Raw genomic sequence first — 13,978 nt, 5'->3', positions numbered from 1 at the left:
ATAAAAATGAAAAAGTGGCTTATGGTTTTTGCCGCCCTGCTGCCGTTAAGCGGCATGGCGAACATGCTGAATAACACCAACAATCCTAATCAACCCGGCTATAACCCTAGCCAGCAGCGCATGCAAACGCAGATGCTCAACCAGTCGCAGCAACAACAGAACAAACTGCAACAGGATCAGCAGCGTCAGAATCAGGATTTACAGCGTAAACTGCAGGAACAACGAGACAGTGCCCAGCAGCGAGTGATTAAATCGCAGCCGGGCCAGCAGCAGAATCAACAGAATCAGTATTAGCGGAAATCGGGGCCGATGATGTCGATGCTGTCCGTACAGATGGCATCAACGCCCCATTTCAACAGCGTTCTGGCCCGGTCAGGGCTGTTTACGGTATAAACCAGAATATGCAGATCGGCCTCTTTCAGTTCTGCCACCCGCGCCTCGGTTAACACCTTATGATTGAGATGAATGGAGGTGCAGTCGAGCGCGCGGGTTTTCGCTTTCCACGCGGTGTCCCAGCTATGGGATAACAGCCCACGCGGTAGCTGAGGTTCAGCCTGCATCGCGGCTTCCAGCGCCTCAAAGGAAAATGATGACAGCAATGGCAGCGTTTGTCCCTGCCACAGCGCGGCGGCTGCCTGGGCAATGGCGCGCCCGGTTTCTGCATCCGTTCCTGTTGTAGGTTTAATTTCGATATTGGCCATCATGCCATGCTGGCGACAGCGCGCGGCGACCTCATCCAGCCGGGCCAGCTTTTCCCCCTGAAACACATCGCTAAACCAGCCGCCCGCATCCAGCTGTGACAGCTTATCCCAGGGCAGTTCACCCGCTACGCCCCAGCCGTTGCTGGTACGATCTAACGTATCGTCATGCAGCAGGAAAATATGCGCATCGGCCGACAGTTTGGCGTCGAATTCAATCATCAGGTGACCATATCTGGCGCCCGTATCAATTGCCGCAAGTGTATTTTCCGGTGCCAGCTTTCCTCCGCCCCGATGGGCGACGATGGGCGGATAAGGCCACTGTTTTTTGCTCATTCCAGACGTTTCCCGTGCGTTGAATCGAAGAAATGTAGCGACCTCACGGGCAGATGCAGCCATAAGGTACTGCCTGCTTCAGGGCGCTCGCTGTGGGGCAAGCGTACCACTAAACGTGCCTCACCGATGCGGCCATGCGCCAGATTATCCGCCCCGAGCATTTCCAGGGTTTCCACCCGGAACGGAATTCCGCCCTGCGCCTGGCTGCTGATCTGAATATGTTCTGGTCGTACGCCAAGGACGACGGGACGGTTGGCCCACTTTGCTTTTCCCTCGCCAATGGCTATCCCGTGGGAGGCATCAATCGTAAAGCGCGTCCCCTCCTGGCTGATATTGCCATGGATCAGATTCATGGCCGGTGAGCCCATAAAAGACGCGACAAACTGGCTGGCGGGCCGTTCATAGACCTCTACCGGCGTGCCGATCTGCTCCAGTATGCCTTTGTTCATGACCATGACGCGCTGTGCCAGCGTCATCGCCTCGACCTGATCGTGCGTCACGTACAGGCTGGTGGTTTGCAGACGACGGTGCAGCTGCTGAAGCTCCAGGCGCATCTGGACACGCAGGCGGGCATCCAGATTAGAGAGGGGCTCATCAAACAGAAACACAGCAGGCTCACGCACGATAGCGCGGCCCATGGCCACGCGCTGGCGCTGCCCACCCGATAACTCACGCGGACGGCGCGTCAGCAGGTGATCCAGCTCCAGGCTCCGTGCGGCTTCCAGCACACGTTGACGAACATGTTCTTTACTCATGCCGCGGATTTTCAGGCCGTAAGCCATGTTCTCTTCGACGGACATATGAGGATAGAGCGCATAGTTTTGGAACACCATGGCAATGCCGCGGTCTTTTGGCTCTTCGTGAGTGACACGTTTATCGGCAATATAGATATCGCCAGAGGTCACCCGCTCCAGTCCGGCGACCATACGCAACAGCGTCGATTTGCCACAGCCCGAAGGGCCCACCATCACCATAAACTCGCCGTCGTTGATCGTGACGTTGAGCGGTTGGATGATCTGATTTTTACCGTCGTAAGACTTGGTCACCGCCTGAAGGGTTACGCCTGCCATCTTTATTTCTCGCTCTCAACCAGACCACGCACAAAGGCGCGCTGCATAACAAATACCACCACCACCGGTGGAATCAGGGTTAACAACATTGCCGCCATCACTTCGTTCCACTGGGTCGGCGAACCGCTGGTGGAGATCATGCTTTTAATGCCGGCCACGGCAGTGCCCAGGTTGGCGTTATCAATGATTAACAGCGGCCAGAGATACTGGTTCCAGCCATAGATAAAGGTGATCACGAACAGCGCCGCCAGGTTAGTTTTCGACAGCGGCAGCACGATGTCCCAGAAAAAACGCATCGCGCTGGCCCCGTCAATGCGCGCCGCTTCGATTAACTCATCCGGTAGCGACATAAAGAACTGCCGAAACAGAAAAGTGGCGGTAGCTGAGGCCATCAGGGGCAGGGTCAGCCCGCTGTAGCTGTCCAGCAGATTAAGATCGGCGATAACCTGCACCGTCGGGAAAATGCGCACCTCAACCGGCAGCATCAGGGTAATAAAGATCATCCAAAAGAACAGCGAACGCAGTGGAAAACGAAACCACACCAGCGCAAAGGCCGACAGAATCGACACCAGGATTTTGCCAATCGTAATACCCAGCGCCATGATGACGCTGTTCATCAGCATCACGCTAAAGGCCGGACCGTTGCCGTTAACCCCACGCGTCCAGATGTTCGAAATGTTTTCCCACAGGTGCGTGCCGGGAATCAGCGTCATCGGGACGTTATACACGGCGTCGTTATCCAGCGTAGCCGCCACAAAGGCGACATAGAGCGGAAACAGAATGGTCAGGATGCCCAACACCAGCACCACATGGCTGAATATGTCCAGCCCGCGACGGTTTTCAATCATTGGTATTGCACCTTACGCTCAACAAAACGGAACTGAATGACCGTCAGGCCAATCACCAGCAGCATTAACACCACGGACTGCGCGGCTGAAGAGGAGAGATCGAGGCCGGTGAAGCCTTCCCGGTAAATTTTATAGATAAGCGTGGTCGTTGCCTGAACCGGACCACCGCCTGTCGCGGCATCAATCACCGGGAAGGTATCGAAGAAGGCATAGATCAGATTGACCACCAGCAGAAAGAAGCTTACCGGCGTGATCAACGGGAGCGAAATCGAGAAGAAGCGGCGCACCGGCCCCGCGCCATCAATGGCGGCGGCTTCGACCAGCGATTTCGGTATCGACTGTAATGCCGCAAAAAAGAACAGGAAGTTGTAGCTCATCTGTTGCCACACCGAGGCCAGCACCACCAGAAACATAGCCTGACCGCTGTTTTGGGCAAAGTTCCAGTTATAGCCCATGTGGTTAAGCAGATAGCTGAGTAAACCCAGGCCGGGGCTGAACAGAAACATCCATAATACCGCGGCAATAACCGGCGCCACGGCGTAGGGCAACAGCAGCAGCATCTGATACAGCTTGCGCAGCCGCACGACATAGTCCACCAGTGCCGCCAGGAGCAAAGACGATACCATGCCAAAAAACGCCACCATCCCGCTGAACTTGATCGTGGTCCAGAAGGTATCCAGATAGAGGCTATCGGAAAACAGCCGTTTGAAGTTATCCAGCCCGACAAAGGTGCTGGAGATACCGAAGGGATCCAGGTTTTGCAGGGAATACCACAGCGCTTCACCCGCTGGCCAGACAAAGAAAATAGCGGTGATCAGGAGCTGCGGGAGCACCAGCAAATAGGGTAACAGGCGATTGCGAAACACCGGGCGAGATGGAGACATAACGTTCTCTGACTTTGGGGAAAAAAGGCCAGCCGGAGCTGGCCTGCACACCGGATTACTTGTTCTGTTGCTCGAAACGACGCAGCAGTTCGTTACCGCGTTTCACTGCGTTATCCAGTGCCGCCTGCGGTGACTGCTTGCCGGTCCAGACGCCTTCCAGCTCTTCATCCAGAATGGTACGGATCTGAGGCATATTCCCCAGACGCATGCCTTTGGTATAAGGCAATGGTGGCTTGTTCATCATCTGGCGAATGGCGATATCCGCGCCTGGATTTTTATCGTAGAAGCCTTCTTTCTTCGTCAGCTCATATGCCGCAGTGGTAATCGGCAGGTAGCCGGTTTTCTGATGCCATTCCGCCGCAATTTTTGGCTCGGTGAGGAATTTCATGAATTCCGCTGCACCTTTGTAGGTGTTAGCATCTTTGCCCTTCATCACCCACAGGCTGGCACCGCCGATAATCGCGTTCTGTGGCGCATTCGGGATATCCGCATCGTAAGGCATCATGCCTACGCCGTAGTTGAATTTGGCATAATGACGGATGTCGGCCAGCGAGCCGGATGAGGCCGTCGTCATACCACAATCCCCGTTGTAGAACTTGGCGGTCGATTCATCTTTACGACCAAAATAGGTGAAGTCACCTTTCTTGTTCATATCTTCCAGTAGCTGGATATGACGAACCTGTGCCGGCTTGTTGAACTCCAGCACGGCATCAGTGCCGTCGAAACCATTGTTCTTGGTCGCCACCGGCAGACCGTTCCAGGCACTAAAGTTTTCAATCTGGATCCATCCCTGCCAGCCGCTGGCATAGCCGCAGCTCATGCCTGACTTACGCAGCGCGTCGGCATCCTTTGCCAGTTCCTGCCAGGTTTTTGGCGGCTGGTCCGGATTCAGGCCCGCTTTTTTAAACGCGTCTTTGTTGTAGTACAGCACGGGCGTGGAGCTGTTGAAGGGTTGAGAGATCAGCTGGCCTTGTGCGTTGCTGTAGTAACCGGCGACCGCAGGCACAAACTGCTTCTCATCCATTGGGATGCCAGCATCTTTAAACACCTGGTACACCGGCACGATGGCTTTGGAGGCCATCATGGTTGCCGTACCCACTTCGTAAACCTGTAACAGCGCAGGGGCTTTTCCTGTGCGGACCGCAGCGATACCTGCCGCCAGACTCTGTTCGTAGTTCCCTTTATACACCGGGACGATCTTGTAGTCGGGGTGCTCCTGGTTAAAACGTTGTGCCAGTGAGTCAACTTCTTTGCCTAACTCGCCTTCCATTGAGTGCCAGAAAGGGATCTCAGTTACGGCCAGTGCATTACCACTGATCGCCAGACCGAGCAGTGCGCTCATCAGGCTACGACGAAAAGTAACAACGGACATAGAATTTTCCTGTTCAGGTAGGTACGCGCGTTATCACGCATTTTTTGCTCGCGAAGTAACATGACACGCGGAAATGACGGAAAAATAACAGTCAGATGACGGAAAAATGACGGCAGAATGTCAGAAGATGACAGGGATAAGCGGGATTAATGCATGATGACGACAAGCGAGTGCAGAAGAATGCAGCTAAGGCAGCGCTGAGAAACAGCGCCCACACCTGTACGAGGAGGGGCGCTGCCGGATCCTGGCCTGACAGGAACGTCAGGCCAGAAAGCTAGGCGCCCAGATACGCGCTGCGCACGGCCTCGTTAGAAAGCAATGCCTCACCGCTGTCCTCCAGCACCACGTGACCGTTTTCCAGTACGTAGCCCCTGTCGGCCAGTTTCAGTGCCTGGTTCGCGTTTTGCTCGACCAGGAAAATCGTCATGCCTTCGCTGCGTAACTGCTCAATCGTATCGAATATTTGCTGAATAATAATCGGCGCCAGGCCCAGAGAAGGCTCATCGAGTAACAACAGGCGCGGCTGGCTCATCAGTGCCCGGCCGATAGCCAGCATCTGCTGTTCGCCACCGGACATCGTGCCTGCCCGCTGAATTTTACGCTCAGCCAGACGCGGGAACAGCTGGTAAACACGTTCGATGCGCTGCAGATACTGCTGACGACTGGCAAAAAAACCGCCCATCGCCAGATTCTCTTCCACGGTCATACGTGAAAATACGCGACGGCCTTCAGGCACGATGGCAATGGCTTCACGCATAATGCGCGCCGTTTGCCAGTCGGTAATGGCTTTGCCATCAAAAGTAATGGTGCCGCTGGTGGCACGCGGTTCGCCGCACAGCGTACCCAGCAGCGTGGTTTTACCGGCACCGTTGGCACCAATCAGCGTGACGATCTCACCCTGATCGATATGCAGGCTTACGCCATGCAGGGCCTGAATTTTGCCGTAATGCGCACTGACGTTATCAATGGTTAACATGGCCATATTACGCCTCTCCTAAATAGGCACGGATCACGTCCGGATTGTTACGAATCTCTTCCGGCGTGCCGTTAGCCAGCGGCGTTCCCTGATTAACCACATAGATACGATCGGAAATGCCCATGACCAGTTTCATGTCGTGCTCAATCAATAAAACGGAAACCTTATGTTCGCCACGTAACTCGGCAATCAATTCATCAAGCTCGTGCGTTTCTTTGGGGTTAAGCCCGGCGGCCGGTTCATCCAGCATTAAAATCTCCGGACGCGTCACCATGCAGCGGGCGATCTCCAGGCGGCGCTGCTGACCGTAGGCCAGATTACCGGCCTGGCGGTTGGCCATGTCCAGCAACCCGACGCGTTCGAGCCAGGTGGCGGCACGATCCAGCGCCTCGCCTTCACTGCGGCGAAAGGCGGGCGTTTTAATCAGGCCGGAAAAGACCCCGCTTTTCAGATGTTGATGCTGCGCGACCAGCAGGTTTTCTATCACCGTCATTTCGCGGAACAGGCGCACATGCTGAAAGGTACGGACAATCCCCATGCGCGCGATCTTCTGCCCGGATAAACCGGCCAGATTCTTGTCACGCAAGGTAATGCTGCCGCCTGTTGGCTTGTAGAAACCTGTCAGGCAGTTGAACACGGTGGTTTTGCCTGCTCCGTTCGGACCGATAAGCGACACGATTTCCTGTGGACGCAGTTCCAGTTTGACGTTGTTTACGGCTAACAGACCGCCGAAGCGCATCATCAGGCCTTCAACGGCTAATAAAGGCTGACTCATGCCTGCTCTCCTTGTTTACCCTGCCTGAGTTTCAGGTGTGGACGCTTCATCGGCAATAAACCCTGCGGCCGCCAGATCATCATCAGCACCATCAACCCACCGAGGACCAGCATGCTGTACTCATTGAGGTCGCGCATCAGTTCACGCGACACCACCAGCAGAATGGCGGCCAGAATCACCGCAAACTGCGATCCCATTCCGCCCAGAACCACGATGGCTAGCACAAACGCGGATTCAACGAAGGTAAAGGATTCGGGACTGACAAATCCCTGGCGCGCGGCAAACAGCGTACCGGCAAACCCCGCAAAAGCCGCACTGATAGTAAAGGCAGTCAGCTTGATACGGGTCGGGCTTAAGCCCAGCGAGCGACAGGCAATCTCATCTTCACGCAGTGCTTCCCAGGCCCGTCCAAGCGGCATACGCAGCAGACGGTTAATCACAAACAGCGTCAACACCACTAACAGTAACGCCACCAGATACAGGAAAATCACCCTGTCGCTGGGATCGTACTTCATGCCAAAGACCTCGTGAAACGTGCCCCATCCCCCTTCACTGACGCGGCGGCCGAACTCCAGGCCGAAGAAAGTGGGTTTAGGAATCTGGGCAATACCGTTCGGTCCCCCTGTAATCGCGGTATTGTTAAGCAGCAGAATACGGACGATTTCGCCGAAGCCCAGCGTCACGATAGCCAGATAATCGCCGCGCAGCCGCAATACCGGGAACCCCAGCAGCAGGCCAAAGGCCGCGGCCACTAATCCGGCCAGCGGCAGGCTCTGCCAGAAACCGAAACCATAGTAATGATTGAGCAAAGCAAAGGTATAGGCACCGATGGCATAGAAGCCGCCATAGCCCAGAACCAGCAGCCCCGATAGCCCAACCACCACGTTCAGCCCCAGGCCCAGCATGATGTAGATGAGCGTCAGCGTCGCAATATCAACGCTGCCGCGCGATACCAGAAAAGGCCAGATAACGGCAGCAGCGATCATTAACGCCATGACAAGTTTTTGCTTCGGCGTGGAACCATCAAACCCAGGCAGCACCAGACCGCCACTGCTGCGCTTCAGCTTGCCCTGAAGCAGCGGACGCAGCAGCTGGAACAGAAACACCACCGCACAACCGATAAATATCCAGTTCCAGCGCACGCTACCGGCATTGACCACCTGTAGCTTCGTACCATTCAGATCGAGGCGCATTCCCATAAAGAACGCGGCCAGAACCAGCAACATGACCGTAGAGATCAGCGCATTGACCAGACCAAGGCGTTTCATACTTTCTCTACCTCCGGACGGCCCAGAATGCCGGTCGGCATCACCAGCAGCACCACGATCAGTAAGGCAAACGACACCACATCTTTATATTCCGTGGAGAGATAAGCCGAGGTCAGGGCTTCAGCAATGCCCAGCACCAGACCGCCAATCATCGCGCCCGGAATACTGCCAATGCCGCCCAGCACCGCTGCGGTAAAGGCTTTCATGCCCGCCATGAAGCCGATAAAGGGGTTGATGGAGCCATAAAACTGGCCTAACAGCACGCCGGCCACCGCCGCCATCGCGGCACCAATCACGAAGGTCAGCGAAATGACGCGATCCGTATTAATGCCCAGCAGGCTGGCCATCTTCAGGTCTTCAGCACAGGCTCGGCAGGCGCGGCCCATGCGGGAATAGCGAATAAACAGGGTCAGTGCCAGCATGGTCAGGAACGTCACCACCCAGATCACCAGCTGCATCGTCGACAGCGTGGCCGCGAAACCATTGCTTTCTCCCAGCGTCCACTGGCCGGTAATTAAGCTCGGCAACGCAAGATCGCGCGAGCCCTGGGTGAGGCTGACGTAGTTTTGCAGGAAGATGGACATTCCGATGGCGGAGATCAGCGCAATCAGGCGCTTGGAAGAGCGAACCGGCCGGTAAGCCACGCGCTCAATGCTCCAGCCATAGGCGCTGGAAATAATCACTGCCATCACAAAGCCGGCGGCGATCATGAGCCATGAGGTATCAATGCCCATCATCATCAGGGCAGCAATCACCATAAAAGAGACATAGCTGCCGATCATATAGACCTCGCCGTGGGCGAAGTTGATCATGCCGATAATGCCGTAAACCATGGTGTAGCCAATGGCGATCAGCGCGTAGGTGCTCCCGAGGGTGACCCCGTTGAACATCTGCTGAATGAAATAGAGAAACTGCTCGGACATAATGAGGACCTACTCAGAAACCAGAAAACCCCTCTCCTGCCAGCAGGAGAGGGTTAGCAAGGCGAAAGCATTGCCCCACAGGGCGCATCGCTTTGGCCTGCTTCCCCGAGCAAAGGCTGCAGGGAAGCGTCATGACCTTATTTAACCGCGGTGGATGAACCGTCTTTGTGCCATTTGAAGACACCAAACTCGAAGCCTTTCAGATCGCCTTTCTGATCCCAGCTCAGGTCACCCATCACTGTCGGCACAGGCGCACCGGTTTTCAGGTTCTTCGCAATCGCATCTGGCTCATCGCTCTTACTGCGTTCAATACCAGTTACCAGAGACTGAATCGCCGCGTAGGTTGTCCAGACAAAGGGGCCAGTTGGATCTTTGCGGTTAGACGCGGTATTCGCTTTAATGGCTTCAACAATCGCCTTGTTCTGCGGCAGCTGGTCGTAACGTTTTGGTAAGGTTACATACAGCCCTTCAGAAGCGTCGCCTGCGATGTTAGACAGCGAGGCGTTACCCACACCTTCTGGTCCCATAAAGCCGGCTTTCAGGCCTGCCGCTTTCGCCTGGCGCAGAATCTGGCCCAGCTCCGGGTAGTAACCACCGTAGTACACGAAATCCACGTTCTCTTTCTTCAGACGCGCAACCAGCGTAGAGAAATCTTTATCGCCCGCGGTGATACCTTCGAACATCACCACGTTGCCGCCTTTGGCCTTCAGGGTTTTTTGTACGGATTCCGCGAGGCCCTGGCCGTACTGCTGTTTGTCATGCACCACAGCGATACGTTTAGGTTTGATCACATCCAGAATGTAGTTCGCCGCCGTTGGGCCCTGGTCAGAATCCAGACCGGTGGTGCGCATCACATCTGCATAGCCACGTGCCGTGAGTTCAGGTGCCGTGGCCGCGGGGGTAATCATCAGCACGCCTTCGTCGTTGTAGATATCTGAAGCGGGCTGAGTTGAGGAGGAGCACAGGTGGCCGATAACATACTTAATGCCGTCGTTGATCACCTTGTTCGCCACCGCAACCGCTTGTTTTGGGTCGCAGGCGTCGTCATATTCCACACCGACCAGTTTGTCGCCGTTCACGCCGCCTTTGGCATTAATATCTTTAATCGCCTGCGCAGCGCCGGTAAATTCCATATCACCATATTGCGCGACCGGGCCAGTAGCGGCGCCTACGATAGCTATTTTAATCTCTTTCGCCATTGCCGCATGGCTCATCGCCAATGCAACGCATCCTGCCAGTAACGCGCGACCTGTCATTTTCATGCGAACTACCCCATCAGTTGTGTCGTGTTTGTTGTGAGTGGTTTTATTTTCTGCCAGATAAAGTGGAAAACTGATTTAACAATAATGAGTTAGCACGCTTTTCTGGCTTTTATTAATAATAAGGCTTTATATTTCAGTCTATTAAACAGGAAGTTTATTCTGTAAAGCAACTGACATATTCATGATTCGCAGCCAAAAGCAGCATAATCCTCTGGAGCCAATGCGTGGCTTTTACTCACCAGGCCAGCGCGTTATGCTGCCTTTAAAAGCGGATATCATGTTTATAGCTATTATCCTGGCACTCTGTCGCTGTTTTGACCTGTTTTATTGCCTAAAATGTGCCAGGGTTCCGGTAACGGGAATTGACTACACTAACGACTTTTACACGCACAGGTGTTTATTATGAAGCTCACCATTTTGCGTCTCACCTCGTTGACGCTACAGGACCGGATAGATCTGGGGAAAATCTGGCCTGAGATCGATATAGAAAAGCTGGAGACAGCGTTGAATGAAAGCCATCGTCTTTATGCGGCGCGCTTCAACGATCGTCTACTGGCTGCATTACAACTTGAAATTTCAGGTATTCACGGCAAAGTGCATCATTTGGCTGTAAGAGATGTTACCCGGCGACGTGGCGTAGGACAGTATTTGCTGGAAGAGACGATGAAGCAGAATCCATCGTTAAACGACTGGTGGATTGCCGATGACGGCAGTGACGATCAACGTATTCGGGCGGCGTTTATGCAGGCCTGTGGTTTTCGCGCCCAGGTTGACGGCTGGGTAAAATAAAAAAACAGACAATAAAAAAGGGCGACCTGAAGTCGCCCTGTCTCGTCAGGCTTCGATAGCCATTCGGAGTTTCTTCATCGCGTTCTTTTCAAGCTGTCGGACTCGCTCTGCGGAAACGCCATAACGATCGGCCAGTTCCTGCAGGGTAGTTTTGTTGTCCTCATCCAGCCAGCGGGCGCGAATGATATGCTGGCTGCGCTCGTCCAGGCCTTCCATTGCGTACGTCAGCTTGTCGGCTGCATGTGACTCCCAGTTATCCTCTTCGATACCGTCGGCAAAATCAGAGGTTTTATCCTGGAGATACAGCACCGGCGCCATGGATTTACCTTCACCGCTTTCGTCATCAGCGGACATATCGAAGGTCATATCCTGAGCGGCCATGCGCGATTCCATTTCCCGCACATCTTTGCTGCTCACGCCCAGCTCGCGCGCGACCATTTCTACTTCGTCCTGATTAAACCAGCCCAGGCGCTGCTTGGTTTTACGCAGGTTAAAGAACAGCTTGCGCTGTGCTTTCGTGGTCGCCACTTTCACGATACGCCAGTTACGCAGCACATATTCGTGAATTTCCGCTTTAATCCAGTGTACGGCAAAGGATACCAGACGGACGCCAACTTCAGGATTAAAGCGACGAACGGCTTTCATCAAGCCGATGTTACCTTCCTGAATCAGGTCAGCCTGAGGCAGGCCGTAACCTGAGTAGTTACGAGCGATATGAACAACAAAGCGTAGGTGAGACAGGATCAGCGTCTTAGCCGCATCCAGATCGCCCTGGTAATGCAGCCGTTCAGCCAACGCCTTTTCCTCTTCTGCCGACAGCATCGGCCAGGTGTTGGCAGCCCGAACGTAAGATTCCAGGTTGCCCAGAGGAGCAATAGCTAAAGTTTGCATTTCTTTGGTCATTCAAACCCTCACAAAATCAGTGGAATTGCCGCATCTTTCCTTAAGCGCACGTCACATTATGTCAACGTCGCAGGAAAACCAAAAGCAATCTGTGCTACTTGGAAAACAAAGTTATCCACAAGTTCAATTTTAGCAGTGAATATTTTACACACAGATGACAGCGGGGCAATATCCTCTGCACCCATTGTCGGCAGCAGAGGATGATTATAACAAAAAAATGTTGCAGAGGTTTACTGCGGCGTAAATCGGCGTAAATGTTGTACCGTAGCCAGCCAGGCCGCAACCCATCCAATAATCGCCGCGATCAGCAGCAGCAACAGTGCCTCATCCCAGGAGAACCCTTCCAGCGAGAAGGTCGTGCCAAACACCGAGGCAACATGGGCCACCACGGACTGCAAACGCAGGACCAGCACTTCGGAAAGAAGCAGCGATAACACGGCACCAGAGAAACCTAACAACGCACCGCCATACAGGAACGGACGCAGAATAAACCCGTCGGTCGCCCCGATCAACTTCTGCACGTTGATGGTATCGCGCCGGGCAAAAATGCTCAGCCTGACGCTGTTACCAATCACCAGGAACACCGCCACGATCATTAAGATACCGATCATGGAGGCAATCTGCCCCACCAGCCCGGTCAGCGCCGCAAGACGAGCAAACCAGCTGTCATCCATGCGCACTTCGTCAACGCCCTGCACTTTCGCCACCCTGTCGCGCAGCGTTTGTAGCGTGTCGGAATTCTGGAAGGTCAGTTTAGGCGTAATGATGACCACGGCCGGAAGAGGATTCTGCTCCAGCATATCCATCGCGCCGCCAAAGCCTGACCAGTTACGGAATTCGTTCAGGGCTTCTTCGCGCGTCAGGTAGTTAACGTGGTCCACGCCATCGACCTGCTTCAGCTGAGTCGTCACGTTTTCGGCGGCGGCATCATCCAGCGTTTTGGAGAGATAGACCGTCAGCTGCGGCGCGGGATACCACTGAGTGGCGGCCTGGCTAACGTTTTTCCACACCATGTAACACACGCTGGGCAACGTCAGAGAGATCGCAATAACCATCACCGTCAGCAACGTCGCTAACGGCTGACGCCACATGTCAGACAACGTACCGCGCAGCGCATAGCGCCACTGCTCCTGCCAGCCGCCGCGTAACGCTTTGCTTTTCGACGGTTGCTTCGCCTTCGGCGCGGCCGCGCGTTTGTTGCGTTTATTGACCATCGTGGCCTCCGTGCAGGCGTCCTTTATTTAGCGTCATCACCCGATAATTTCGGCGACCGATTAGCCCCACATCGTGTGTCGCCATCAGGACCGTCACCCCAACGCGGTTAAACTCTTCAAACAGGCGCAGGATGTCTTCAGACAGCGCCTCATCCAGGTTACCGGTTGGTTCATCAGCCAACAGCACCGCCGGTTTATTCACCACGGCGCGTGCAATACCCACGCGCTGCTGTTCACCACCGGAAAGTTGAATAGGATAACTTTTCGCTTTGTCGAGCAGGCCCACTTTATCTAGCGCGGCTGAAACACGCCGCCGGATATCTTCCCCGCTGGCACCGGAGATGATCAGCGGAATGGCCACGTTGTCATAGACAGAACGATCCATCAGCAGGTGGTGATCCTGAAAGATCATACCAATCTGACGGCGCAGAAACGGCACCTCGCTGTTACGCAGGCGTGAAATGTCATGCCCGCTAAACCAGATTTGTCCGGCGCTGGGACGCTCAATGCCACAAATCAGCTTCAGCAAGGTACTTTTCCCTGCGCCAGAATGGCCGGTCAGAAACGCCATTTCACCGGGACGTAGATGAAAATCTACGCCCTGCAGCGCCTGACGTCCGCCGAGATATGCCTTACTGACCTCTTCAAAGCGAATCATCC

The 13,978-nt window shown here is 54.5% G+C and carries 15 protein-coding genes; 2 read left to right on the top strand and 13 right to left on the bottom strand.

All coding sequences use genetic code 11. The features are described from left to right. The first annotated feature begins 6 nt into the window (after positions 1–6). The gene (locus P9J57_RS01670; RefSeq protein ID WP_019106690.1) at positions 7–294 is read left to right on the top strand and encodes a DUF2756 domain-containing protein; all 288 of its coding nucleotides are present in this window, start codon (positions 7–9) and stop codon (positions 292–294) included. Here P9J57_RS01670 and ugpQ read toward each other — a convergent pair. From ugpQ to P9J57_RS01620, 10 genes are all read right to left on the bottom strand, one after another. Next, positions 291–1,034: a glycerophosphodiester phosphodiesterase gene (gene ugpQ, locus P9J57_RS01665; protein ID WP_014594802.1), complete on the bottom strand. Its 744-nt coding sequence runs from the start codon at positions 1,032–1,034 to the stop codon at positions 291–293. The two genes, P9J57_RS01670 and ugpQ, sit on opposite strands and share 4 nt — an antisense overlap. Then, positions 1,031–2,104: a sn-glycerol-3-phosphate import ATP-binding protein UgpC gene (locus P9J57_RS01660; RefSeq protein WP_019106691.1), complete on the bottom strand. Its 1,074-nt coding sequence runs from the start codon at positions 2,102–2,104 to the stop codon at positions 1,031–1,033. Before P9J57_RS01660 ends, ugpQ begins: the two co-directional genes overlap by 4 nt. Before the next feature lie 2 nt (positions 2,105–2,106). After that, complete coding sequence (gene ugpE / locus P9J57_RS01655; protein WP_013027550.1) at positions 2,107–2,952, bottom strand: sn-glycerol-3-phosphate ABC transporter permease UgpE; 846 nt, start codon at positions 2,950–2,952, stop codon at positions 2,107–2,109. Continuing rightward, entirely contained in the window at positions 2,949–3,836 is an 888-nt protein-coding gene (gene ugpA / locus P9J57_RS01650; RefSeq protein WP_014594803.1) for a sn-glycerol-3-phosphate ABC transporter permease UgpA, read from the bottom strand. The genes ugpE and ugpA overlap by 4 nt, the downstream gene beginning before the upstream one ends. Before the next feature lie 55 nt (positions 3,837–3,891). Next, the gene (gene ugpB / locus P9J57_RS01645; RefSeq protein WP_013027552.1) at positions 3,892–5,208 is read right to left on the bottom strand and encodes a sn-glycerol-3-phosphate ABC transporter substrate-binding protein UgpB; all 1,317 of its coding nucleotides are present in this window, start codon (positions 5,206–5,208) and stop codon (positions 3,892–3,894) included. A gap of 274 nt (positions 5,209–5,482) precedes the next feature. Next, positions 5,483–6,190, bottom strand: coding sequence for a high-affinity branched-chain amino acid ABC transporter ATP-binding protein LivF (gene livF, locus P9J57_RS01640; protein ID WP_013027553.1), 708 nt, complete (start codon positions 6,188–6,190; stop codon positions 5,483–5,485). Between the two features lies 1 nt (position 6,191). After that, positions 6,192–6,959, bottom strand: coding sequence for a high-affinity branched-chain amino acid ABC transporter ATP-binding protein LivG (gene livG, locus P9J57_RS01635; RefSeq protein WP_013027554.1), 768 nt, complete (start codon positions 6,957–6,959; stop codon positions 6,192–6,194). Then, positions 6,956–8,227, bottom strand: a complete 1,272-nt coding sequence (locus P9J57_RS01630; RefSeq protein ID WP_013027555.1) for a high-affinity branched-chain amino acid ABC transporter permease LivM — start codon at positions 8,225–8,227, stop codon at positions 6,956–6,958. Before P9J57_RS01630 ends, livG begins: the two co-directional genes overlap by 4 nt. Then, a complete protein-coding gene (gene livH, locus P9J57_RS01625) occupies positions 8,224–9,150 on the bottom strand; it encodes a high-affinity branched-chain amino acid ABC transporter permease LivH (protein ID WP_014594805.1) in 927 nt (308 codons plus the stop codon). The genes P9J57_RS01630 and livH overlap by 4 nt, the downstream gene beginning before the upstream one ends. 137 nt (positions 9,151–9,287) lie before the next feature. Further along, entirely contained in the window at positions 9,288–10,412 is a 1,125-nt protein-coding gene (locus P9J57_RS01620; protein ID WP_013027557.1) for a branched-chain amino acid ABC transporter substrate-binding protein, read from the bottom strand. Between the two features lie 402 nt (positions 10,413–10,814). Here P9J57_RS01620 and panM point away from each other — a divergent pair, with 402 nt between their 5' ends. Next, complete coding sequence (gene panM, locus P9J57_RS01615; RefSeq protein WP_014604831.1) at positions 10,815–11,201, top strand: aspartate 1-decarboxylase autocleavage activator PanM; 387 nt, start codon at positions 10,815–10,817, stop codon at positions 11,199–11,201. 45 nt (positions 11,202–11,246) lie between these two features. On the opposite strand, the gene rpoH is transcribed toward panM, so the two are convergent. From rpoH to ftsE, 3 genes are all read right to left on the bottom strand, one after another. Next, a complete protein-coding gene (gene rpoH / locus P9J57_RS01610; RefSeq protein WP_013027559.1) occupies positions 11,247–12,104 on the bottom strand; it encodes an RNA polymerase sigma factor RpoH in 858 nt (285 codons plus the stop codon). Between the two features lie 230 nt (positions 12,105–12,334). Beyond that, entirely contained in the window at positions 12,335–13,318 is a 984-nt protein-coding gene (gene ftsX / locus P9J57_RS01605) for a permease-like cell division protein FtsX (protein ID WP_014594806.1), read from the bottom strand. After that, positions 13,308–13,976 (bottom strand): cell division ATP-binding protein FtsE, encoded by a 669-nt coding sequence (gene ftsE, locus P9J57_RS01600; protein ID WP_013027561.1) that lies wholly within the window; start codon positions 13,974–13,976, stop codon positions 13,308–13,310. Before ftsE ends, ftsX begins: the two co-directional genes overlap by 11 nt. Between the last annotated feature and the right edge of the window lie 2 nt (positions 13,977–13,978).

The organism is Pantoea sp. nfd-35, assembly GCF_056892255.1.
Note: the sequence above shows the minus strand (reverse complement) of the source record. Positions and strands in the feature narration are given on the sequence as shown.